A 22,908-nucleotide genomic window follows, 5' to 3' on the forward strand; every position below is an offset into this window, starting at 1 on the left:
AGTCTGTTTCAGCGTGTAGACAAACCCTCGCATTCTTTGTCAGTCCTGCGCTTCGGTGCTCACGAATGTCAAATTCGCTCCGCTCCGATGCTCGTCCTTCCTAGGGCTGCAAAGGTTTTCTATCACGCTGAAAAGAAGACAAAGGGCTAAAATCAAAATCATTTTAGCCCTTTGTCAATAATCTGAAGCAGACTGATCCATTCAGTCTGTTTTTTTGTAAGGATTGACAGACATAACACATTCTTGAATAATGATGGAATAGAAAATGGATTGAAGGAGCTTCTGCTATGCGACTGTTTTTGCCAGTATTCAACTATGTGTGTATGTTGATTTTATCAGTCATCACAGCAACATTCGTTTATACGTTTTTATTCATGCCGCCTGAAGTGGGCTTGAGTTATGTGGAGATGACCAGTCTGTTCATTTTGCTCGCTTATGTCATTTTTGCTGCACCGATTCAGCTTGTTTTACACCGCCATCCTAAGAGGTTTCGAAGCCGTGACTTATTGATTTATTTTATTGCGGCATGGGTAGTTTGTTCAGCTTTGGCTTTATGGATTGATTATGGGCTTGTTGTGTTCATCAGCTATAAAGTCTATCTGTTTAGCTTCTGCGCAGCCCTTATTTATTGGGTGCTGGATTCCGTCTTTTTGATGAAGAATCCATCGTAGGTATGATGAAAGACTCTCTATTAACTTTCACTAGTCTGATCATAGGAAACCCATCTTGTCATACGCTAGGAAGTCGTGGAAGGACAGTCACCACAGCCATTTGCACCTCATAGGCTATGGAGAAGACGCTAAAACGAGGTGTAAGGAAATGGCCCAGCTGTATGCAAAAAGTTGCCTTGATCAAAATCTACGATCACTAGAAGAATGGAAACAGGATGCTTTCACACAATTTGGCGAGATGGTAGGAGATGAAGCCGATACATTCCCTTGTGTACCCGGAAGACAGGGATTTTTTCTCGATCATTTACGCTATGGGTTTGTTGGTGACCCGAGGGAAGAGAAAGCGGTGGATGAATTAGCGCAGCTGCTGAGAGAATATCAAGGCTGTGCGAAAGAAACCGGTCAATATGCTTCATTTATCTGTTTTTTTGAAACACCGCAGGATTTAAAGGAAAGCTCGCTTGAAGAGTTTGAGCAGCAGTTTTGGTCGCTGCTTCAACGGCTGCATCATAAAGATGAAGAACCGTGGCCTGAGGAGATTCCGCTCGATACTCATCATCATGAGTGGGAGTATTGCTTCCATGGGGAAGCGTATTTTATTTTGTGCTCCACACCTGCTCACAAACTCAGAAAAAGCCGCCACTTCCCTTATCTCTTGATGGCATTTCAGCCTAGATGGGTGTTTGAAAAATTGAATGGATCGACCAAGTTTGGACAAAAAATGAGCCAGCTCGTTCGCAAGCGGCTCAAAGCATATGATGAGGTCAGTGTTCATCCATCATTAAAATGGTACGGGGATCCGACCAATCATGAATGGAAGCAATACTTTCTCCCAGATGAAGAAGCGGAGAAACCAGCCTCCGCCAAATGTCCATTTACTGCATTAAAAAACATGATGAAATTATGATGCGGTCTGATCCTGCTTCCACTTTTTCCTCATAAATAGCACCATGATGGCAATCACTGCAATGATCCCAAGACTGATAAAAAAGCCAGGTCGTCCGCTTGCCTCTGTTAATGTGCCTGATACAGCGGCTCCAATTAAGAGCAGCGCAAGAATCATTTCGCACGTTTGGCGGGTGGATGACTTGGATAGCTTTTTACTTGAGAACAGAATAAAAATCCATGTGTACAGCAGGGTAAGACCGGCTGCTGTTGTGAGATGCTCGTAGATGTGTTTGGACAAAAAGAGTGCAAGCAAAATTGAGACAATTAAGCCAGCAGCAGTTAAGATAATCGAAGACCATCTCACATGCGATGGATCTTTTTGTTTAAAACAAGCAGGTGCATCCTGATGCTCTGACATTGTGCCGAGCAGCGTTGTGACCGCATAGAGAGAGGCAACCAATGTCGAAAAACCAGCAATAATGAAAATGCCATTAAAGATATGAAGAAAGATCGATAAATGAAACGGCTCTAATGAAGTAATAAATGGACTGCTGTTCTCATTAAAGGCTGTCACTGGGACAAGCAAGAGAGCAAGTCCGATCGAGACAATATAGATGACCGCTAGAATGATCAGCATGACACGTCCAGCTTTTGCCGCATCCTTCGGGTCCTTTAAATGAACCGCCATCAGCCCCATGACTTCAATTCCCCCAAATGCATAAAACGCATAAATCAATCCATTCCAAAGACCAAGCGGACCAAGAGGCATCCATTCGTGATCCTTGTTAGGCAGATGAAGGGTCGGTTTATGTTCTGTCAAAATGCCGAATAATACAAGCACCGCCAGAATCATAAATAGAAAAATCGCCGCTGTTTTCAGTACCGCAAGAACATTTTCTGTCTTTTGAAAAGAAGAAAGCCCAATGATAATCACGAGCAGGGCAAGAGCGGAATAAATCGCAGAAAACACCCAAAGCGGAACAGAAGGAAACCAGTGGCGGGTAAACAGAGAAATGGCGGTTAACTGACTTCCTGTAATCAGCATTTCTGCAAACCAATACACCCAGCCATTGCTAAATCCTGCCCAGCGTCCGTATGCTTTACGAGCATAGGAACAAAATGACCCTTTATCAGGATTATCAGCTGTCATCGCAGCTAAATGTTTAAAGACGAGATACGTTCCGGCCGCAGCAAGTAAAAAGGAGATGCAGACGGAATAACCGGATTTTGTAATGGCGATGCTGGAACCAAGGAAGAACCCAGTGCCAATTGTACAGCCGACTCCGATGAGAGAAAGCTGCCACCAAGATAAAGATTGTTCTTCTTTCAATGCAAGTGCAACACCTTTCTATTTCAATGACATTAGCTTGTGACCGCGTCTTTTTTTTATACATGATCAAGGGGACATTTTGGGCATACTGTCATGGAAAGGAGTGCATGTGATGAACGGAGAACACGTCATTTTACCAAAGGGTAGACTCGGCTTTCGTTTAGGAAAAGGCCAATGTATGCGAGTGGTTGATGTCGAAGGCCAGCAAGTAGCAGATGTGATGGCCTATCATGAAAAAGATTTTTATGAAAAATTTGACCAAGGTGCGACGATGGACAGTTTGTTCTCGTCTAAAGTGAAAAAAGGCGATAAGCTTTATTCTAATTTATATAAACCGATGTTTACGATCATTGAAGATACAGTAGAATGCCATGATTTATACATGCCCGCCTGCCGGCAAGAGATGTATCAGCTTTTATACGGCCGGACGCACTTAGAGGTCATGCATACATGCTACGACAATTTGCGGACTGCCTTTGAGCCCTTTGGAATTCCAAAGGAGGATATGTACTATCCTTTTAACGCCTTTATGAATACAGTCATTGATGAAAAAGGAAAGCTGTCTGTGGAGCTGCCAAAATCGCTGCCCGGTGACTACATTCGCCTGCGGGCTGAAATGGATCTCATTGTGGCCGTGTCCGCATGCCCTGCTGATATTGGGAAGTGTAATGGATCAAGCTGTACATCCATACGGGTAGAAATTGATTAAAAAAGAAAAAGGACCAGTCCATAAAGACGTGGTCTTTTTCAATTGTGAATGTTTGATCATCTAAGAAATAGGGGAACGTCTAACAAAATGTTCTTGATGAAAACATGGTATAATGGAGATTCAAAAAACGTTGTTAAATCAATGAATTGTGAGTAAAACCTGTTCTCTTCATGTAGAGGATGCTTAGGAGGAAAAGTGTATGAGTTTGCAGAAAAAGATCAGCCAAGAGTTGCATGTGCAGCCCTCAATTGACCCAAAGCAGGAGATCGAAAAACGGGTTGGATTTCTAAAGGAATACTTGAAAAAAACCGGGGCAAAAGGATTCGTACTCGGCATTAGCGGCGGGCAGGATTCAACGCTTGCCGGACGTCTTGCACAGCTTGCTGTCAGTGAGCTTCGTCAAGAAGGAAAAGAGGAGGCGGTCTTTATTGCGGTACGCCTTCCGCATGGTGTGCAGCAGGATGAAGATGATGCACAGCTCGCCCTATCATTTATTCAGCCAGACAAGTCGTGGAAATATGATATTGCACCTGCCGTGTCAGCATTCAGTGATCAATATCAAAAGGAAACGGGCGGCCCATTGTCTGACTTTAATAAAGGGAATGTCAAAGCACGCATGAGAATGATCGCGCAATATGCTGTCGGTGGTGAGGAAGGATTGCTTGTCATCGGTACAGATCATGCAGCTGAAGCAGTAACCGGCTTCTTCACGAAGTATGGTGATGGCGGTGCAGATGTTCTTCCGCTTACTGGTCTGACAAAACGCCAAGGCCGGGCGCTACTCGAAGCGCTAGAAGCGCCGGAGCGCCTGTACTTAAAGAAACCAACAGCCGATCTGCTGGATGATAAACCTCAGCAAACGGATGAAACAGAACTCGGCATTACGTACAATGAAATTGATGATTACTTAGAAGGAAAACCAGTGTCAGATCAAGCCGCCGAAGCGATTGAAAAGCGTTATGTTCAATCAGAGCATAAACGCCAAGTACCCGCTTCCATGTTTGATGACTGGTGGAAATAAAAAAGAAACCTCTGCAGAAGATGGAGAGGTTTCAGCGTGTAGACAAACCCTCGCATTCGTTGTCAGGCCTGCATGCCGGTGCTCACGAATGTCACATTCGCTCCGCGCCGGTACTCGTCCTTCCTAGACTGCAAAGGTTTTCTATCACGCTGAAAAGAAGACAAAGGGCTAAAATAAAGATCATTTTAGCCCTTTGTCAATAATCAGAGACCTCTCCAGATGGAGAGGTTTTTTTATGTTGAATTTCAATTGAGTTTGACAAAATAACCAAAAATTCATTAAATTAGTAGAACGATCTACTTAAGTCCATTTAACTAAATATTGATTTTTTTGAACAATAATAGCAAACATATTTAGTTCGATTCACTTAATTTCGCTCCTATTGACAGTATTTTCAGAAAAAATAATTGACGAATAAAAAGAATGCGCTTACAATGAAACCACATTCCGAAAAGTGAAATTAGATTCCACTGGATGGAATAAAGGGGTGGTTCACCTCCAAATAAGAAGCTAAAGGAATGATTCACACAATGAAAAATCGAAGTGCACTGGAAATTTACAAAGAGGGAGGCGCTTGGTGGGAGACTGAGATTAGTCATATTCAAAAAAATTCAATTGAAATTCGAGGGTATCCGATTGAAGAACTGATTGGTGAATTGTCTTATCCACAAATGCTCTATTTACTGCTTGTTGGTGAATTATTGGATGATTCAAAAGCAGCTCTTTTTGAAAGTGTTCTTGTCGCAGGTGCAGACCATGGACCAAGAGCACCATCTATTGCAGCAGCTAGAATGGCGGTGACTTGCGGCATTTCGTTTAATTCCTCTGTAGCAACAGGGGTGAATCTATTAGGTGACATTCATGGCGGAGCTGGTGAGAAGGCCATGCGCATGCTATACGAGGCTAAAGCGATCTACGATGATCAAAAGGATATACACTCTGCGGCAAAGCAAGTGTGTCAAACATGGTTAAATCGCAAGGAAAAAATCCCGGGAATCGGCCATCAGCTTCATGATGATGATCCGAGGGTGAGACGTCTATATGAGCTGAGTCACAAACATGTCCAGCAAGGTCTTATCAGCGGCACATATTTACGGTTAGCCGAAGCGATTAGGCATGAGCTTGAACAACTGAAAGGGAAGAAAATCACGATGAATATAGATGGTGTATCTGCTGCCATCCAATGTGAATTAAACATTCCAGCAGAAGCAGCAAAAGGCATTTTTTCCTTATCCAGAGGAATGGGAATCGTGGCGCATGCATATGAGGAGCTGACAAAGGGAGCCCTCGTGAAAGGACCTTGTCCGAATGAAGAAAGATTGGTTCGTTATGCAGGACATGGAACGCGGCACTTGAAGGAGGGAGAGAAAATTTGAGTAGTTTGAGAGCGTTGTCATATATAAACGGCGAGTGGCTGGATACCGGTCGTGTGAAAACAGATATCATCAATCCTTACTCAGGAGAAAGGATCGGTACATCCTATCTCGCCTCATCAGAAGACATAGAACAGGCACTTTCTAGTGCGCAGCATGCTAAAAAACAAATAGCGGGAATATCGGCAATCGAACGCTCAAAGCTTCTAACAAAAGCAGCCACCTTGCTTGAAGAACAAAAAGACCATTTTGCAAAACTGATTTCGCTAGAATTAGGCAAACCGCTTAAAAATACAAGAGATGAAGTTTCGCGATCAATCGAGACGCTGGCGCAATCGGCGGAAGAAGCGAATCGATTAATAGGTGAGACCATTCCTGGCAATGTATCATCGCGCGGAAAGGGAGCAATGGCCATGACATTTAAAGTACCAGTCGGAGTTGTGCTGGCGATTACCCCTTTTAATGCACCGCTCAACTTAATTTGTCACAAAGTCGGTCCGGCCTTTGCGGGAGGGAATGTCATCATTTTGAAGCCTGCACCGCAAACATCAGCTGTTGCCACAGCGTTTGTCGAACTCCTTCTCGAAGCAGGATTTCCTGAGGCTGGTTTGCAGCTTGTGATTGGCGGGGTCGACGCCGGGAAACAGTTAGTCACTGATGATAGAACGAATCTCATCTCTTTTACCGGCGGGGCTGCCGGAGGCGAACACATTACAACCTCTGCGGGATTAAAAAAGGTACTGCTTGAACTCGGAGGGAATGGAGCGACGATTGTTCATCACGATGCAGATATTGAACAAGCCGCATCCATGTGTGCCAAAACAGGCTTTAGTAATTCCGGTCAAAGCTGTATTTCTGTTCAAAGAATTTATGTCCACCAGGAAATGATGCCGTCGTTTACTGAGGTATTAAAACAAAAAGTAGAGCAGCTTGTTGTTGGAGATCCGCTGTCCAGTGAGAGTGATATCGGCTGTATGGTCGATGTACAGGCCGCACAGCGTGTTGAGGCATGGATACAAGAGGCAGAGAGCATGGGTGCCCAGCTTTTATGCGGGGGGAAAAGAAATGGAGCGAGCATCACACCGGCTATTTTGCTAAACCCTCCGAAACAGGCCAAGGTCGTCTGTGAGGAAGTGTTCGGCCCAGTTGTCAGCATTCTCCCTTATGAGGAGCTGGAGGAGGCACAAATGATAGCCGATATGGTTTGCAGGCAGGGATCTTTACGAATCAGCTGGATGTGGCATTACACGCAGCAAAAGAGCTTGAAGCTGGCGGGGTTGTCATCAATGGGACATCGAATTTTAGACTGGATCATTGGCCTTATGGCGGGATTAAACGAAGTGGCCTTGGAAGAGAAGGTCCGCGTTTCGCCATCGAGGAGATGACCGAAACCAAAATGGTCGTGCTTCCAAATGGTCTGTGAAAGGGGCATATGGATGTGAATGCATTTCAGCAAAAGGTAAAAAGTGTGCAGGCAGGCGGTCAGCCAATGATTTGTACGCCGCTCATCGGACAAACAAAGGAAGAATTGTTTCATGAGGTCGAGGTGTTAACAGAGAAGAAGCCTGATGTGATAGAGTGGCGGGCGGATTTTTTTCATCACCTTCATGACAAGGATCAAGTGATAGAAACCCTTAAGGGAATGGTAGAAAAGGCAAAGGGCATCCCATTTTTATTCACCATTCGTTCTGAAAAGGAGGGAGGCGAAAGGATATCACTCTCAGAATCTGAGAAGGTTTCTCTGCTTGCCGAACTTTGTTCCACACAGCTTGTGGACGCCGTTGATTATGAATTAATGCATGATGTGACACATATACAGCAAGTCAGTCAGGCAGCTAAAAGACATGGCGTTACCTTGATTGTGTCGTATCACGATTTCGATCGCACCCCTCAGGTGGATCGCCTCGTGCAGCTATTCGTCAATGCAGAATCAGTCGGCGCCGACATCGCAAAGATCGCAGTGATGCCGCATTCCTATGACGATGCATTAACACTGCTCTCGGCGACCAGCCATGCGAAAAAGCAGCTGTCAATTCCCGTTATTTCGATGGCAATGGCGGAATACGGGGCTTTTACAAGAATGATTGGCGGGCTTTTTGGTTCTGTGATGACCTTTGCTGTAGGGAAAGAAAGCTCAGCTCCCGGGCAAGTGGCGATACAGGATTTGAACAATGTTCTATCTATTGTGTTTTCAAAGAATAAGTGAGTAGCAGATTCATAGCTGCACCGTGAGAGGAGAGAAATATGAAGAAGAATATTTCTACACAGGTTATTCAGTACTTAGAAAATCGGGGAGTCGAGCATATTTTCGGCCTCTGTGGTCATACGAATATTGCTTTTTTATCAGCGCTTGAAAAAAGCTCGATTCAATTTGTAAATGTCAGGCATGAACAGATAGCGGCACATGCAGCAGATGGTTATGCGCGGGCAAAGAAACAGACGGCTGTTGTTCTCAGTCATCTAGGACCTGGACTCACCAATGCGGCAACAGGAGTAGCGAATGCAGCACTTGATTCCATTCCAATGGTTGTTATTGCAGGAGATGTCCCAAGTCACTATTACGGAAAGCACCCACACCAAGAAATCAATCTTCATTCCGATGCCTCTCAATACGAAATTTACCGGCCGTTTGTGAAAAGAGCATGGCGAGTTGATATTCCAGAATTATTTCCAGAGATTTTATCAAAAGCATTTCAGTTAGCTGAAAGCGGCCGTCCTGGTCCGGTGCTTATTTCTGTTCCAATGGATGTGTTCTCAAAAGATTTAGATGTGTCCCTGTTTGAACAAATCAACCATCATACACACACCATTGAAAAACCTTCTATTGATGATCAAACGGCCAATCGGATATTAGATCGATTGCTGCAGGCAGAAAGACCGCTCTTATATGTTGGGGGAGGCATTTTATTAGCTGATGCAGCTGAAGAACTAAAGGCATTTTCTGACCATCTAAGTATCCCTGTCGCCCATTCTTTAATGGGAAAAGGAGCCATGCCGGATGATCACCCAATGACCCTTGGAATGACAGGGTTTTGGGGGACGAAATTTATCAATGATCAGTGCAAAGAGGCGGATTATATATTGGCTTTAGGCACTCGTTTTGCTGAAGCTGATGCGAGCTCGTGGGAATCGGAGTATACGTTCAATTTCCAATCAACCAAGCTCATTCATATCGACATAGATCCGAATGAAATTGGCCGGAACTACCCTGTTGAAATTGGAGCAGTAGCCGATCTTAAGCAAGCCTTGACCGTACTCAATCGAGTGGCGAGAGAAAGGCTGCCAAAAGGACTGAATCGACCTGAATTGAAAAAGGAAATTGCGGCATATCGTAAGGATTTTCAGGCTAGCAATCTGACGAATGTTCAAGATGAATCCTTCCCAATGAAGCCGCAGCGTATTTTGCAGGAAGTGCGGGAAGTATTGCCGCCAGATGCCTTTATTACAACGGATGTTGGCTGGAACAAAAATGGGGTCGGACAGCAATTTCCAGTGTTGACGCCAGGAACCATTTTAACGCCAGGCGGCTTTGCAACGATGGGATTTGGAGCCCCTGCCGCACTTGGGGCAAAGATTGCCCAGCCTGACCGTGTTGTTGTGTCACTCGTTGGAGACGGCGGCTTCGGTCAAAATCCATCCGTTCTCGCAACAGCCGTTGAAGAGAACATTCCTGTTGTGTGGATTGTGATGAATAACAGTGCATTTGGCACAATAGCCGGCTTGCAAATGGCGCACTATGAAACGACGTACGGCACTGTTTTCAGAAAAGATGGAGAAAGCTATTCACCGGATTTTGCTGCCATTGCGAGAGGTTATGGAATGAAGGGGATTAAAATCACCTCTGCTTCTGAATTCAAAGAAGCTTTAGCTGATGCCATTGCTTCTCAGGAGCCTTGCGTTATTGATGTAGCAATGAAAAATGATCCTGTTCCTACGGATGGACATTGGAATATTAATGACATTTATTCACCAAATTCAAAGCGCTCACATGTCAGCGTGAATTAATCAAAACGAGGGAGGAATTAACAATGAAAATTAAAGTATTGAATCCGTTTCAAGATGGGAACCCATTATGGTTAGGCTTAGATCGTCCAGAGGAGCAAATGGTTCGAAAGGTATTTCAAACCATTACACCGGATACAGTTGGTTCAGAACATATGATGGCGGGTCTCACCATTTTTGAACCAGGGGAAGCAAGTTCAGTGCACAATCACCCGGGTTCAGAGGAATTTGATTTTGTGATTAAAGGATCTGGCGAAGTCATTTGTGATGGAGAAAGGCAGTCCTTTAAACAAAATGATTTTATGTTCATTCCTGACGGTGTCCCGCACCAGCATGTCAATACAGGAGATGAACCTTTATGGCTCATTTGGCTCTACACACCGCAAGGGCAGCTTCCAAAGGATTAAAAACCTGCACCGGTAAGGCCTCTTTTTGAATCATCAGGGCTTTCCGGGTCAATCAGAAAGATGAAAAGGGCTAAAATTAGGAATGATTTTAGCCCTTCATCACTTGAATGAAAGGGAGTCAAGCAATGAATATGAATACACCGCTCGAAGGAATAAAAATATTAGACGTCTCTACGATGATTGCTGCACCCTATGGCGCGGTGCTTCTAGGGGATTTTGGAGCAGAGGTCATCAAAGTCGAGATTCCTGGCAAAGGCGATACGCTGCGGCATGTCGGCCCTTTTGCAGATGGGGAACCACTTAGATGGTCAGGTCTCTCACGGAATAAGAAATCCCTTACACTGGATCTGCACAAAGACGAAGCAAAAGACATTTTTAAAAAACTTGCGGGTCAGGTCGATGTGCTGATTGAAAATTTCCGCCCTGGAACACTGGAAAAATGGGGCGTTGGGTACGATGTGTTAAAAGAAATCAACCCTCGTTTAATTATGATTCGTGTATCGGGTTATGGTCAAACGGGCCCGTTTAAGGACAAAGCCGGATTTGGAACACCAGCGACGGCGTTTAGCGGCTTTACATATATTCAAGGGTTTCCAGACCGGCATCCAGTCAGCCCTTCCTTTTCTCTCACTGATTATATTGCTGGCATCTATGTGGCGTTTGCTACTGTGACAGCGATGTATTACAGGGATACACATCCAGAAGGAACTGGGCAAATGGTGGATTTGGCCCTCTATGAATCTGTGTTTCGTATGTTAGAGTTTTTGGTTGCAGAATATGACAAGCTTGGGAAGGTGCGTGAGCGTTCACCGGGGCTAAGCGGACATTCAAGCCCTGCCGGCACCTATGAGACAAAGGATGGTCATTATTTGGTTCTTGTGACGAGTACAGATTCGACCTTCAATCGATTGGCAGAGGCGATGAATCGATTAGATTTACTAGAGAATGAAAAATTCGCGGTCAATGCATCCAGGCTGAAGCATAACAAAGAAATGGATGCGATCGTCTCTGAATGGATCGCGTCGAAAACAAGGGATGACGTATTAGAAATTTTAGATACACATGGTGTTCCTGTGAGCCCAATCTTAAGTATTCGGGATATTTTTGAGCATCCGCAATTTAAAGCACGAGAGAATATCGTCGAGGTGCATCACCCTCGTCTTGGAAAAGTGAAGGTGCCTGGGATCATTCCGAAGTTTGAAAAAACACCTGGAAGTATCCGTCACATTGCACCTGATTTAGGCGAACATAATTATGAGATTTTAACAAATATGCTTGGCTTAACAGAAGAAGAGTGTAAGCAGTTAGAAGAAAAAGGGGTTATTTAATACGCTCAACCGAACCGCACGCTGCGGAAACAAAGGAGGATGGTTATGAAAGTGCATTCAGAACTGAAGGGGAATGAATTGCAGCCCGCATATGTGAAACCAACGAAAGCCCGTTTTGGTATATTGATTCTGTTGTTTTTTATTACCGCTATTAATTATATTGATCGAGCCAGTGTATCCATTGTTGCTCCTGCAATTCAATCTTCATTGCAATTAAATCCTGCCTTATTAGGCTTGATTTTTTCAGCATTTAGCTGGACATATACAGCGATGCAAATACCAGGCGGTTTTATTCTCGATAAATTTGGCTCAAAGGTAACGTATGGGATATCACTCGTTACTTGGTCTATTTTCACAGGCTTACAGGCGTTTGCGAACAGCTTTGCCTTTTTATTCGGCTGCCGTTTGTTTATTGGGATTACAGAATCTCCCGCTTTTCCTGCAAATAACCGTATTGTCACCACATGGTTTCCAAGGCGGGAACGGGCTTTTGCAACAGGTGTTTATACTGCTGGAGAGTATGTGGGTCTTGCATTTGCGACACCTCTTCTATTTTGGATCATGACGACTTTCGATTGGAGAACCGTCTTCATTACGGCAGGTGCGCTCGGTATCATATTTGCTTTCTTTTGGTACAAGTATTATCACGAACCGAAAGAGCATCCGAAGATAAATGAAGATGAGTTAGAATTAATCCGGCAAGGCGATGGGCTGACAGTCGCATCACAGGAGAAGCTGAAATGGGCAGACTTTGCCGCCCTTCTAAAATATCGTAAATTGATCGGGCTTTATATTGGCCAATTCTCTGTTGCGTCTACCCTTTTTTTCTTTTTAACGTGGTTTCCGACCTATTTGGCAGAGGCGAAAAATATGGCGTTTCTCAAGGTAGGTTTTGCTGCTTCTCTTCCTTATATTGCTGCCTTCTTTGGGGTCTTGTTTGGAGGTTATGTGTCTGATTGGCTGCTTAAAAAGGGCGTATCAGTGAATGTAGCGAGAAAGCTGCCAGTAGTGGTTGGCTTACTGATGACGAGTACCATTGTTTTAGCAAACTTTACAACAAATATCCCGCTTGTGCTGACCATTTTATCCATCGCTTCATTTGCGCAAGGTCTGTCTAATATCTCTTGGACGATGCTGTCTGAGGTGGCACCGCGGGAAATGGTTGGGCTGGCTGGCGGCGTATTTAACTTTTTTGCTAATTTAGCTGGGATCATCACTCCGCTGATTATCGGATTCATCGTGTCGGCGACAGGCTCTTACAATGGAGGCATTTTATTCGTCAGTTTAGTTGCTTTAGGCGGGGCATTGTCGTACATCTTTATCGTAGGTAAAATTGAACGTATTCAATTAAAGCCATAGAGAGAAAGCAAAAGAGAACTCAAGGATGAGTTCTCTTTTTTATGTATAAAAGATAACGGTGATGATCGCTGCACATGCGATACCCATGCTGATATAAAGGCTGGCAAACCATATATTCCAGCGAGTGATACGGTAAGGGTTGACCTTCATCAAATCAGCTAATAGGGAGACAGAAACATTAAAAGGGCTAAACATAACAGTTGATGTGCCAGCAACGATCAGCATGATGGCAATGGGAAGAGCAGGCAGTTCATGGATGACTGGTGCCATCATACTCACTAACAAAGCAAGTGAGACGAGCGGGTGAAAACCGCAAAGGGCGGTGATCAGAAAATACAACCCAATGACACAATAAACCCAAATGGCATGGTCTGATATACTGACAATAAATGCTTGAATCGGCTGCATACTGTTTGTCGCAAGGAGCATATCGACAAAGAAGCCAGCACTTAAAAATAGACACATATAGTTGGAGAGCTGATGGGTTCTTTCTTTCCAATGAGGCACAGAGACAGCGATATATTGTTTTCTTTTTTTGATAACAGAAGAGAATAATAGAGCAAATGGAATAATCGTCAGTACTACAGCGAATAAATAGCCTTTCCCAATCCATGCATCGACAAGTGAGACGACTGTCATAAAACCTAGCAGCATGAAAGCGAGCTGAAGGGTTTTTCGCTTAATTCGATGAGGATTGGCGTTTGTTTCTGAAGACTGAATGATGTTTGGTAATCGTTTGCTTTGACGAGAAAAAAGCATCCAATCTATCGCCAGCACGACGACCATTAAACCAAAAGTAATAGGTGCAATTTGATAATATTTTAGTTTGGTTGCATCAATGGTGACGCTTACCAGCACTTCAACAGGACTCCAGCTTAAACATAATGCATATGACCTTAAGAGGTTGCGTGTATAAAGATGTTGTTTCACTTGTTCTTTTAGGGATTCAAGCGACGGTTTGAGTGATGTATATAGTAAAGGAATCGTCGCGATATTTAAAAACATGCCGAGTATATGAGTGACAAATGAACTCTTGCGATAAAGCTGATTTGAGCTCGTTGTATGCAGTGTGAGCAGTTTATTTAATTGTGTATCGAAATGTCCAACATGTATGAGAGAATGAATAAAAGGCAACATGAAAAAGAGAGAAAGCAAGCCCAGCATGGAATGAAAGTGAAGAAAAAACGTGTGCAAAGGCTGGCCAGATAAGAAGAATAAGAACAACCCAATGATGAGAAATACAGCACCTGTTTTCAAATAAAGCCCGCTTGCTTTCTTAAAAGAAATGGTGAGCGAAGCAGCGGCCAGCAGACCAACAAAATAGGAGAGTATGGGAGCAGGAAATAGTTGATGAACTATATATAGACTGATAAGCAGTGTAAAAACGAGCAGGTACATTCAAATATCTCCTCCATCAAATATCTTCAATTGATTTTATTCCGTCTGGTGGAATTTGTTTTCTTTTAATGGAACGTTTAAAATGGATTATAGCAAAATCGATCGTTGATGTCGATAAGAAATCAAAGGGGAAAAGGAGAAAGTGAATATGGCTGATAAAAAGTCAAAAGAAGAATCAGGACTGCGTACAGTTCAGCGTGCTTTGGATATTCTGTATTGTTTTAGTGAAGAACGTCAAGAGCTGACGCTAACGGATATTTCAAAAGAGATGAATTTAGCAATGTCTACGACAACGAGACTGCTCAAGGCACTTGAAATGAATCATTTTGTGGAGAAGAATCAAGAAACAATGAAATACCGATTGGGTCAAAGGCTTTATCTCCTCGGATACATTGCAGGGAAGTCCATTAAATTGAGGGAACTGGCTAAGCCACTCATGTACTCACTTCGTGATGAAACAAAGGAAACCGTCAACCTGTATGTACTGGATTCAACAAGCAGGGTTTGTATTGAACAAGCGGAAGGGTTGCAATCGATTCGGCATCTTGTCAAGATTGGTGAAAAGTTGCCATTGTACGCAGGTGCAGGCGGAAAGGTATTATTGGCATTTCAAAGTGAAGAATTTCAACAAAAAGTATTAGCGTCTGAGGCTAATCATGTGATGAAGGGTGACTGGCAAAAGGAACGTAAACATATTCTTGACACATATACTTCTTGCAGCATCGATGAACGCGAGGTAGGATCTGCGGCAGTAGCAGCACCAATCTTTAACATTCATGGTGAGGTGAAAGCCTGTTTATCCATATCTGGTCCAACCCATCGGTTTACTGAAGAAGTCATTCCTCAGTTGCAGCAAAAAGTGAAAGAACAGGCACAGCGGCTTTCTGAACAGCTCGGCTACGTCGTCAAACACAATTTTTAAGATTGCCTATCTTTTCGAGCTCCATTTATCATATAATAGAAACATTATGTAGCATTCCTTGTCGTAGGGAGGACGTGTCACGACCATGAAAATCAATAGAGAAATTCCTGTAAGACAGCGGAATATTGTCCTCATTGGCTTTATGGGTGTTGGGAAAACAACCATTGGGCAGCTGGTTGCCAAAAAGCTATATAGAGATTTTATTGATGTCGATCAGGAGATTGAGAAAAAGTACAACATGACGATTCCAGAGATGTTTCAGCAAAAAGGAGAAGCATTCTTCAGGCAGGCTGAAAAGGATTATATCGTCGATTTATGTGAACATACACAGCTCAAGATCGTTTCCCTTGGAGGCGGTGCATTCAAACAGGAAGAAATCAAACGCGCCTGCTTGAAGCATTGTACCGTTCTTTTCCTTGATCTATCGTGGGAGAATTGGAAGCAGCGGCTTGATATTTTAATCGAAAACCGCCCTGTTCTTCACAACCGGACACTTGATGAGATGAAAGAGCTGTTTGAAGAGCGCCGGGAGATTTATTCTCTTCATAACTCAAGAGTCGAAACAGATCATTTAGAGGCTGAGGAAGTCGCCAATTATATTGTGGACACACTCAAGCTTGGCTGGGATTTATATTCGAAATAAAAAAAGTCTACCGTTGAGGGTAGACTTTTTTTCTATTGAATTCTTTTCCTTCGTACATATGATGATGCTTTGACAGCCAAAATGTATTTATCCTTTTTTTGGTGTGCAGCCGTTTGGAAAAAGCGGTGATCCTCCTTCAATCAATTCATGATGATGAGTTTTTTGATATAGATCATTTTCTTTTTCGGAAAAATAAAATAGTATCTAAATTTTAATTAGAGTTTTTGAATTATGATAATCTTTAAAAAATAATGTTGACATCTTCCGTGAGGACATTCTATGATTGTTTACGTAAACGCTTACGGTAAACGTTTACTATAATCGAATGGGGAGGAATTTGTTGATGAAAAATAAAGAAAAATGGAGCGGTGTATTCCCGGCGGTCTTAATTCCTTTTAAAGATGACTATTCAATTGATGAACCTGCTTTTCGTAAGCTTGTTCGCTGGGTGGCGGAGCACGAAGGAATTAACGGGATTGTTGTCAATGGACATACTGGCGAGATTATGACTTTGCTGCCACATGAACGAGCTGAGGCTGTGCGTATTGCAGCCGACGAATTAAAAGGGGAAGTACCTGTCATTTCCGGGGTTTCAGCTGAAGGGACAATTGAAGCGATCCAGCATGCAAAAGCAGTTCAAGAAGCTGGCGGAGAAGGTATCCTTCTCATGCCGCCGCATTCATGGCTGAGATTCGGTATGCAGCCTGAATCACCTGTCCAATTCTTTAAAGATGTTGCTGAAGCGATTGACATTTCAATCATCGTCCATCAATATCCAACGTGGACAAAAACCTCATATACAACGAATCAATTACTAGAAATGTCGGAAATTGAAAATGTTGTCTCATTCAAAATTGGTCAAAGAGACATGGCACAATATGAAGTCGATGTGCGCGCACTGAAAAAGCATGCACCAGATGTATCGCTGCTCACATGTCACGATGAATATTTATTGCCAACATTAGTTCAAGGGATTGATGGGGCGCTTGTCGGTTTCGGCTGTTTTGTGCCAGATTTGATCGCTGAACTTGTGAAATGTGTGGAAGAACAAGACCTTGCAGCAGCTAATAAAGTGTACGATAGAATCTTTGAATTAAAGCATGCTGTATATAAAATGGATGAACCTTCCTCTACCTCTCATCTGCGAATGAAGGAAGCGATGTTCCAGAGAGGTTTGATCAGCAGTTCGCTTGCTAGAAAGCCGGTATTACCTTTAACTCAAAAGGAAAAAGAAGAGATTCGCCAGGGCCTTCAAAGTGTTGGTTTGCTTAAGGAAAACGTCAGTAGATAACAGACCATTGATTTCATGATGAAGGTGAGTCAGGTTATAATAGGGTATAAAACAACAGACTCCCGGAGGTATGAAATGTGTCAGTAAGTATTAAAGATGTAGCATTGAAAGCAGGAGTGTCTATAGCCTCTGTTTCCCGAGTATTAAGTGGTAAACCAGGAGTAGGCGCTCAAACGGCTGAAAGAATCAAGCAAGTGATTGATGAGTTAGGCTACCGCCCTAATTTAGGAGCGAGAGGGCTCGTGAAAAGAAAGACTGGGAATATTGCTGTAGTGGTTCCTCGCGGTTCATATATTTTGAATAATCCATTTTTTTCAACGATTTTAGATGGCATAGCGAAGGAATTAGATGAGACCGAATTCAATATGCTGATGTCATTTACATCTGTGCAGCAGCAGCGGTTACTTGAGACGCAGGCTGTAGATGGTGCCATTTTATTTTCTCCAAGAAATGAAGAATTGAGCATGGATTGGCTAAAAAGTTTGGCTATTCCCATTATCGTTGTCGGAAGTTACTTAGAGGATTCACCATTTCCATGTGTCAGGCCGGATGATGAAGAAGGTGTTTGTCAATCTGTAACGGCCTTATTTGATAAAGGTCATCGAACCATTGGGCTGGTCAATGGTCCAATGAGTTCGATGCATAGTGTGAGGTATTACAAGGGGTATGAGCGCACACTGAAACGTTTAGGATTAACATTGAACAAAGAGCTTGTGTTTGAGTTAGATGAATTTGATGGGGGAAAAGTAGTAGAAGTGGTTTCTCAATTTCTCCAAGGAAACCAGCACATGACTGGAGTTGTTTGCTCTTCAGATTTTTTGGCGATAGGGGTCATGAAAGCGGCAGAAAACGCAAATGTGTCAATACCTCATGATTTGTCTGTCGTTGGTGCCGATGATGTGCCCATTGCAAGTTTCCTAACCCCTTCTTTATCTTCTGTTCATGTTGATTTAGTTGGAATGGGAAGAAAAGCTGTTTCTTTACTAACACAGTTATTAGAAGGAGAACAGTTAGAGGCGATGGAACATATCTTCCCTATGTATTATATAGATCGGGGTACCACGGGAACGCCAAAAAAGATTTGATAGATGCTGAAAACTCGTATGAACGCTACAGAATTTCAGCTTGATTTAAAATGTAAGCGATTTCTTCAGCGCTCTTCGGCATGTACTTTTGCATCATTTCCTCTAATAAGGAGGAGATACCATGACGTTAGAACTCAGCGGAAATTCAAATTCTCAAGGTGGGCAAGTTGTTGATAGAGCTTCACAACTATTGACTAGGATGGAAAGTGTACCTTTTTCGAGGTGGCATTTAAAACCTCGGATCATTATGGGATCTGCTACCTTTTTTGATGCTTTTGATGCGCTATCTTTAGCGTTTGTTCTCCCGGTCCTCATCGGCATGTGGAATTTATCACCTGCTCAAATTGGCCTTCTTATTGGGTCTGGTTATATAGGACAAGCGGTTGGTGCTATTTTCTTTGGGTGGTTAGCAGAAAGGCGCGGCCGTGTATTTAGTGCAAAGTGGACGGTGTTTCTCATGTCTATTATGAGTATCGCATGTGTATTTTCAGGTAATTTTATGGCCCTTTTTATTTTCCGCTTTATACAAGGGATTGGAGTTGGAGGAGAGGTGCCGGTAGCAGCCTCATATATTAATGAGTTGTCCCGAGCTCAAGGAAGAGGTAGATTTTTTATGCTTTATGAGATGATTTTTCCATTAGGATTAATGATCTCAGCTCAAATTGGGGCATTTGTTGTACCTAGCTTTGGGTGGAAATGGATGTTCTTGATTGGAGGCATTGGAGGTTTAATCGTCTTTGGATTCTTTTTCATGCTGCGTGAATCGCCAAGGTGGCTTATTTCGAAAGGCAGGTTAGATGAAGCCGAAAGAATTATTGAAGAAATTGAAGCTAGTACTGACAAACGAATGCCTGTCGCAAATCAAGTATCCAGCAGTACTGAAAAAGGCGACTGGAAAGAGCTATTTTCAACTTTTTACCGTAAAAGGACATTGGTCGTATGGGGACTATGGTTTTCTGCCTACTTTGTATCGAATGGTTTAAATAACTGGTTACCGAGTCTTTATAATACTGTTTACCATTTGCCAGTCGGAGATTCATTAAGGGCAGCATCTCTCACAAATATTTTACAGACTGTAGGGGTATTCGCTTGTGCATTTTTAATTGATAAAGTGGGACGGAAGCGCTGGGCAACCATTGCATTTGTATTAACAGGTGTTTTATTAACGGCTTTATGGATCAGCGGAGCGACTTCACCAGAAAGCGTCATCTATTTAGGGTCTGCTGCTTACGGAATGATGGGGACAATTACAGTTCTCCTCTATCTATATACACCTGAAATTTATCCGACACGTATGAGGGTGATTGGAACGGCATTTGCTACAGCGTGGCTTAGACTGGCCTCAGCGATCGCTCCTATTATGATAGGTTTTATTTTAGAGGTAAGCGGTGTTTCAACTATTTTTATTCTTTTTGCAAGTGTGACGGTAGTGGGAGCAATTCTTGCTTTTAAAATGATCGAAACGCGCGAGAAAGTATTAGAGGATATTGCACCGTAAGTTACGCATGCAGTAAAGAACTTATTCCAAAGAGGGTAGGTTCTTTTTTTATTCAGAGGATCTAAAATGCCTCACCTATCTTCGTTCATTTATCATATAATAGAAACATAATCTAGTCGTGAAGAGAGACGTGTCACGAACATGAAAACCCACCTGTGAAACAGTGAAGATTAAAAAAGTCTACCGGCGATGGTAGACTTTTTCTATCAGTTTAATGCTTGATTCCCTGAAGCAGTGCAGCTTTTAAACAGAAGGAAATGGGCTGATGCTGTGCATCGAATTGAAGCTGAAACAGCTGCTTTGTGTCAGGGTCTGCGGCTTGAAGGTGGGAAACGATCTCCTTTTGAATATTCTCTGGCGTGCGTCCACGTATAATCCAGTCCTGATAATCAATATGCAGATCCCAGTAACGAATCTCTTTCTGAGTCAATTGGTTGTCATCGAAAAGCTCTTTCCATTCTGATAACGAGCTTTCCCGCACATGAGAAGGGTCTCTCAGTCTATTTAAGTGATTAATAAATGAATCCTGTGCAGGGTTTTCAGGTGCATAATGGTCGACGAGCAGAAATTGGCCGCCTTTTTTTAAGACTCGGCTGATTTCAGACATGGCTGCCGGAAGGTTTGGAAAGTGGTGAGCAGCAAATCGGCACGTCACTAAATCAAATGATTCATCAGAGAAGGGCAATGCTTCTGCGGCTGCCTGCTCAAAAGTAATGTGGTTCAGGTGGCGTTCTTCCGCTAGTGCTGCTGCAATCTCGATCATTTTTTGCGTGACATCAATGCCGACCCCTTTAGAGATAACGTCTGAAAAGGAAAAAACGGTATGTCCTGCCGCACAGCCAATATCAAGTAAATGCTCATGTCCCTTCGCATTTGCTGTTGTTTTCATCCATTCCAGCTCTTCTCCGGCTGCAAATATAGGTGAATCTCGATAGTTCTCGGCATTTTGTGAAAATTGGTTCTCGGCTTTAGCATATGGATTCATTTCTTTTCCCCCTTTGTGGTCTCTTTATCGTAGAATTCCTTCTGTTATTTGTCTAAGACATAAAAGATATGACATGGATAGTTAAAACCTATGAGGTGATGAAAGTGGATATACGAATGATGGAATATGTCATTGAAGTGTACCGGCAGCAAAGTTTTACAAAAGCAGCGGATCAACTTCATATTGCACAGCCTTCTTTAAGCCAGCAAATGAAGAAGCTGGAAGAGGAATTAGACACACCGCTATTTATTCGAAAGTATGGACAAGTAACGCCCACACCTCAAGGGAGACGATTCATTAAAAGGGCTGAGAATATTTTGAAGGAAAGAGATGATTTGCTGCGTGAAATGGGAGAAGCAGCTTATGAAATCGGGAAAGAGCTGAACATTGGAGCGCCAGCAGTGACAGGGGGATATGTCTTGCCCGGTTTATTAAAAAACTTTTGTCAAACGTATCCTCATGTTCACGTTCAACTGATAGAAGAGTCTCCTCGTGAGCTCGAAAAACGTCTATTGGCTGGAAAACTGGATTTGGCTATTTTATCTATGCCTGTCGAGCATGAATCATTGAAAACGAAACAAATGCTGACAGAGCCGCTCCTTCTTGCAGTTCCGCAAGCTGCTCAGCCTTGGTTATCAGAGGAATTGAACGAGATCATCAAGCAAGCAGGGCAAAAAGAGTCCGGTCACGAAATCGTTCCCTTTCAACTTCTTGAAGGTATCCCATTTATTATGCTGAAAGAGGGTTACGGTTTTCGGCAAGTGGTCACGGAACTGTGCCGTTATCACGGTTTTCAGCCAAAAGCGGCTTTTGAAACAAGTCATATTCAAACAGCACAGGCATTGGTCAAAAACGAACTAGGTGTGACCGTTGTGCCGAAAATGGTGGCACAAGAGGATAGGAACCAAGTTATTTATTTAAACATTGATTCATGCCCAACCCGAACACTTGTATTTGCATATGTTGAAGAAAGGTATTTAACGAAAGCCGCTCAAGCCTTCATGGACCTTTATCAGAACCAAGGGGAAGCTTAAACAAACGTTTAATTAAACGCAAACAGCAGGGGAGCACCCTGCTTTTTAATATAAGTCCAGACGCTGATCCGTCATAACCGGAATTTGCTGTCTGACTTCATCCACTAGCTGAAGATCAATTTCCGCATAATAAATATCTTCGTCATCTTTTGTTTCAAGCAGGATGCGGCCGAGTGGATCAATCACCATAGAGTGTCCAGGGAATGCCGTGTCTCTGCTTGTGCCTGTTCTGTTAACAGCAATCATAAATGACTGGTTTTCAATCGCTCTTGCGATGAGCAGGCTGCGCCAATGGTCCACTCTTGCTGACGGCCATTGTGCCGTATTGACGAGCACCTTCGCTCCTTTGTTCACAAGTGTTCTGGAAAGCTGCGGGAAGCGGAGGTCATAACAAATCATCGCACCAATCGTCACAACTTCACCATAGTCAAATAAACCAAGCTGATCACCAGCGGTTAAATAGTTGTGCTCATCCATTAAGCGGAATAAATGAATTTTATCATAATCTAACAGAAGCTCACCTTGGCGGTTAAAAACATACATTGTGTTGGTAATGTGTTCATCTTCTGTCCGTTTATTTAATACACTGCCTGCGATGAGATACACTTGGTGCTTCCGTGCAAAGGAGGAAAAGAGCTGTTTTGTGCGTTCTCCGTTTATATCCGCAAGCTGATCGGCTTGTTCAAGGGCGTAGCCGGTATTCCACATTTCGGGTAAAATGATCAGATCAGGCTGCTCGCGGACTGCTTCTTCTAAAAACGCTTCTGCTTTTTTAAAATTCACTTCAGGTTCTCCAATTTGTACGTCCATTTGGACAAGGGCGATTTTCATATGGGTTCCTCCTTTATTCGCTATATGTCATGTGAAAATCATGAATGTATGTAATGGTTTATTCTAGTCTTCAAGGCCAGTTTCTTTATCATAATGGTTTCCATCATCTTTGCCAATAGAAATGTCAGAAGGT

General features: G+C 43.1%; 20 protein-coding genes and 1 pseudogene. 17 read left to right on the forward strand and 4 right to left on the reverse strand.

Annotation, left to right across the window (positions count from 1 at the left end):
* Positions 1 to 287: 287 nt before the first annotated feature.
* Positions 288 to 671, forward strand: coding sequence for a UPF0715 family protein (locus NSQ76_RS01980; protein WP_341052070.1), 384 nt, complete (start codon positions 288 to 290; stop codon positions 669 to 671).
* Positions 672 to 819: 148 nt separating this feature from the next.
* Entirely contained in the window at positions 820 to 1,578 is a 759-nt protein-coding gene (locus tag NSQ76_RS01985) for a YqcI/YcgG family protein (protein WP_172880159.1), read from the forward strand.
* Here NSQ76_RS01985 and NSQ76_RS01990 read toward each other — a convergent pair.
* The gene (locus NSQ76_RS01990) at positions 1,573 to 2,889 is read right to left on the reverse strand and encodes an amino acid permease (protein ID WP_341052075.1); all 1,317 of its coding nucleotides are present in this window, start codon (positions 2,887 to 2,889) and stop codon (positions 1,573 to 1,575) included. The genes NSQ76_RS01985 and NSQ76_RS01990 overlap by 6 nt on opposite strands.
* 112 nt (positions 2,890 to 3,001) lie before the next feature.
* Between NSQ76_RS01990 and NSQ76_RS01995 the strand changes: the two genes are divergently transcribed.
* The 9 genes and pseudogenes from NSQ76_RS01995 to NSQ76_RS02035 all read left to right on the forward strand — a co-directional run bounded on the left by NSQ76_RS01995 (position 3,002) and on the right by NSQ76_RS02035 (position 13,088).
* A complete protein-coding gene (locus NSQ76_RS01995; protein ID WP_034283248.1) occupies positions 3,002 to 3,598 on the forward strand; it encodes a DUF1989 domain-containing protein in 597 nt (198 codons plus the stop codon).
* Between the two features lie 199 nt (positions 3,599 to 3,797).
* Positions 3,798 to 4,619 (forward strand): ammonia-dependent NAD(+) synthetase, encoded by an 822-nt coding sequence (gene nadE / locus NSQ76_RS02000; protein ID WP_025092795.1) that lies wholly within the window; start codon positions 3,798 to 3,800, stop codon positions 4,617 to 4,619.
* Between the two features lie 518 nt (positions 4,620 to 5,137).
* Positions 5,138 to 5,995, forward strand: coding sequence for a citryl-CoA lyase (locus NSQ76_RS02005; protein ID WP_024427250.1), 858 nt, complete (start codon positions 5,138 to 5,140; stop codon positions 5,993 to 5,995).
* Positions 5,992 to 7,415 (forward strand): annotated as a pseudogene (locus tag NSQ76_RS02010) (aldehyde dehydrogenase family protein). The gene NSQ76_RS02005 and the pseudogene NSQ76_RS02010 overlap by 4 nt, the downstream one beginning before the upstream one ends.
* Before the next feature lie 9 nt (positions 7,416 to 7,424).
* Positions 7,425 to 8,198: a type I 3-dehydroquinate dehydratase gene (aroD, locus tag NSQ76_RS02015; RefSeq protein WP_341052080.1), complete on the forward strand. Its 774-nt coding sequence runs from the start codon at positions 7,425 to 7,427 to the stop codon at positions 8,196 to 8,198.
* 38 nt (positions 8,199 to 8,236) lie between these two features.
* Positions 8,237 to 9,997, forward strand: coding sequence for a thiamine pyrophosphate-binding protein (locus NSQ76_RS02020; RefSeq protein ID WP_135032807.1), 1,761 nt, complete (start codon positions 8,237 to 8,239; stop codon positions 9,995 to 9,997).
* A 23-nt stretch (positions 9,998 to 10,020) separates the two neighbouring features.
* Positions 10,021 to 10,401: a cupin domain-containing protein gene (locus NSQ76_RS02025; RefSeq protein WP_024424330.1), complete on the forward strand. Its 381-nt coding sequence runs from the start codon at positions 10,021 to 10,023 to the stop codon at positions 10,399 to 10,401.
* A gap of 125 nt (positions 10,402 to 10,526) precedes the next feature.
* The gene (locus tag NSQ76_RS02030; protein ID WP_024427254.1) at positions 10,527 to 11,729 is read left to right on the forward strand and encodes a CaiB/BaiF CoA transferase family protein; all 1,203 of its coding nucleotides are present in this window, start codon (positions 10,527 to 10,529) and stop codon (positions 11,727 to 11,729) included.
* A gap of 45 nt (positions 11,730 to 11,774) precedes the next feature.
* Positions 11,775 to 13,088: an MFS transporter gene (locus tag NSQ76_RS02035; RefSeq protein ID WP_025092799.1), complete on the forward strand. Its 1,314-nt coding sequence runs from the start codon at positions 11,775 to 11,777 to the stop codon at positions 13,086 to 13,088.
* A 39-nt stretch (positions 13,089 to 13,127) separates the two neighbouring features.
* On the opposite strand, the gene NSQ76_RS02040 is transcribed toward NSQ76_RS02035, so the two are convergent.
* Complete coding sequence (locus NSQ76_RS02040) at positions 13,128 to 14,486, reverse strand: hypothetical protein (protein WP_341052087.1); 1,359 nt, start codon at positions 14,484 to 14,486, stop codon at positions 13,128 to 13,130.
* A gap of 148 nt (positions 14,487 to 14,634) precedes the next feature.
* On the opposite strand from NSQ76_RS02040, the gene NSQ76_RS02045 reads away from it, so the two are divergent.
* From NSQ76_RS02045 to NSQ76_RS02065, 5 genes are all read left to right on the forward strand, one after another.
* On the forward strand, positions 14,635 to 15,408 hold the full coding sequence (locus NSQ76_RS02045; RefSeq protein ID WP_341052089.1) for an IclR family transcriptional regulator: 774 nt from the start codon (positions 14,635 to 14,637) through the stop codon (positions 15,406 to 15,408).
* 85 nt (positions 15,409 to 15,493) lie between these two features.
* Positions 15,494 to 16,051: a shikimate kinase gene (locus tag NSQ76_RS02050; protein WP_003214270.1), complete on the forward strand. Its 558-nt coding sequence runs from the start codon at positions 15,494 to 15,496 to the stop codon at positions 16,049 to 16,051.
* A gap of 343 nt (positions 16,052 to 16,394) precedes the next feature.
* Positions 16,395 to 17,342, forward strand: a complete 948-nt coding sequence (locus tag NSQ76_RS02055) for a dihydrodipicolinate synthase family protein (RefSeq protein ID WP_024424325.1) — start codon at positions 16,395 to 16,397, stop codon at positions 17,340 to 17,342.
* 77 nt (positions 17,343 to 17,419) lie between these two features.
* Positions 17,420 to 18,427 carry a LacI family DNA-binding transcriptional regulator gene (locus tag NSQ76_RS02060; RefSeq protein WP_024427258.1) on the forward strand — a complete coding sequence of 336 codons (1,008 nt, stop codon included), beginning with the start codon at positions 17,420 to 17,422 and terminating at the stop codon, positions 18,425 to 18,427.
* 121 nt (positions 18,428 to 18,548) lie between these two features.
* Positions 18,549 to 19,925, forward strand: a complete 1,377-nt coding sequence (locus NSQ76_RS02065) for an MFS transporter (RefSeq protein WP_056765056.1) — start codon at positions 18,549 to 18,551, stop codon at positions 19,923 to 19,925.
* Positions 19,926 to 20,136: 211 nt separating this feature from the next.
* On the opposite strand, the gene NSQ76_RS02070 is transcribed toward NSQ76_RS02065, so the two are convergent.
* Positions 20,137 to 20,910, reverse strand: coding sequence for a class I SAM-dependent methyltransferase (locus NSQ76_RS02070; protein ID WP_025092802.1), 774 nt, complete (start codon positions 20,908 to 20,910; stop codon positions 20,137 to 20,139).
* A gap of 116 nt (positions 20,911 to 21,026) precedes the next feature.
* Between NSQ76_RS02070 and NSQ76_RS02075 the strand changes: the two genes are divergently transcribed.
* On the forward strand, positions 21,027 to 21,944 hold the full coding sequence (locus NSQ76_RS02075; RefSeq protein WP_341055747.1) for a LysR family transcriptional regulator: 918 nt from the start codon (positions 21,027 to 21,029) through the stop codon (positions 21,942 to 21,944).
* A 45-nt stretch (positions 21,945 to 21,989) separates the two neighbouring features.
* Here the strand turns inward: NSQ76_RS02075 and NSQ76_RS02080 are convergent, their stop codons facing one another.
* Positions 21,990 to 22,775 (reverse strand): carbon-nitrogen family hydrolase, encoded by a 786-nt coding sequence (locus NSQ76_RS02080; RefSeq protein WP_341052095.1) that lies wholly within the window; start codon positions 22,773 to 22,775, stop codon positions 21,990 to 21,992.
* Positions 22,776 to 22,908: the final 133 nt, after the last annotated feature.

Source organism: Bacillus sp. FSL M8-0256 (genome assembly GCF_038005765.1).
GTDB lineage: Bacteria > Bacillota > Bacilli > Bacillales > Bacillaceae > Bacillus > Bacillus safensis.

What these genes read in the sequence shown, in the direction of transcription:
- NSQ76_RS02040 (WP_341052087.1), bottom strand. Translation starts at nt 14,486, where the DNA reads ATGTACCTGCTCGTTTTTACACTGCTTATCAGTCTATATATAGTTCAT.
- aroD (WP_341052080.1), top strand. Translation starts at nt 7,425, where the DNA reads ATGGATGTGAATGCATTTCAGCAAAAGGTAAAAAGTGTGCAGGCAGGC.
- NSQ76_RS02070 (WP_025092802.1), bottom strand. Translation starts at nt 20,910, where the DNA reads ATGAATCCATATGCTAAAGCCGAGAACCAATTTTCACAAAATGCCGAG.
- NSQ76_RS02025 (WP_024424330.1), top strand. Translation starts at nt 10,021, where the DNA reads ATGAAAATTAAAGTATTGAATCCGTTTCAAGATGGGAACCCATTATGG.
- NSQ76_RS01985 (WP_172880159.1), top strand. Translation starts at nt 820, where the DNA reads ATGGCCCAGCTGTATGCAAAAAGTTGCCTTGATCAAAATCTACGATCA.
- NSQ76_RS02075 (WP_341055747.1), top strand. Translation starts at nt 21,027, where the DNA reads ATGATGGAATATGTCATTGAAGTGTACCGGCAGCAAAGTTTTACAAAA.
- NSQ76_RS02065 (WP_056765056.1), top strand. Translation starts at nt 18,549, where the DNA reads ATGACGTTAGAACTCAGCGGAAATTCAAATTCTCAAGGTGGGCAAGTT.
- NSQ76_RS02035 (WP_025092799.1), top strand. Translation starts at nt 11,775, where the DNA reads ATGAAAGTGCATTCAGAACTGAAGGGGAATGAATTGCAGCCCGCATAT.
- NSQ76_RS02080 (WP_341052095.1), bottom strand. Translation starts at nt 22,775, where the DNA reads ATGAAAATCGCCCTTGTCCAAATGGACGTACAAATTGGAGAACCTGAA.
- NSQ76_RS02020 (WP_135032807.1), top strand. Translation starts at nt 8,237, where the DNA reads ATGAAGAAGAATATTTCTACACAGGTTATTCAGTACTTAGAAAATCGG.
- NSQ76_RS02005 (WP_024427250.1), top strand. Translation starts at nt 5,138, where the DNA reads ATGATTCACACAATGAAAAATCGAAGTGCACTGGAAATTTACAAAGAG.
- NSQ76_RS02045 (WP_341052089.1), top strand. Translation starts at nt 14,635, where the DNA reads ATGGCTGATAAAAAGTCAAAAGAAGAATCAGGACTGCGTACAGTTCAG.
- NSQ76_RS02055 (WP_024424325.1), top strand. Translation starts at nt 16,395, where the DNA reads ATGAAAAATAAAGAAAAATGGAGCGGTGTATTCCCGGCGGTCTTAATT.
- nadE (WP_025092795.1), top strand. Translation starts at nt 3,798, where the DNA reads ATGAGTTTGCAGAAAAAGATCAGCCAAGAGTTGCATGTGCAGCCCTCA.
- NSQ76_RS01980 (WP_341052070.1), top strand. Translation starts at nt 288, where the DNA reads ATGCGACTGTTTTTGCCAGTATTCAACTATGTGTGTATGTTGATTTTA.
- NSQ76_RS01995 (WP_034283248.1), top strand. Translation starts at nt 3,002, where the DNA reads ATGAACGGAGAACACGTCATTTTACCAAAGGGTAGACTCGGCTTTCGT.
- NSQ76_RS02050 (WP_003214270.1), top strand. Translation starts at nt 15,494, where the DNA reads ATGAAAATCAATAGAGAAATTCCTGTAAGACAGCGGAATATTGTCCTC.
- NSQ76_RS02030 (WP_024427254.1), top strand. Translation starts at nt 10,527, where the DNA reads ATGAATATGAATACACCGCTCGAAGGAATAAAAATATTAGACGTCTCT.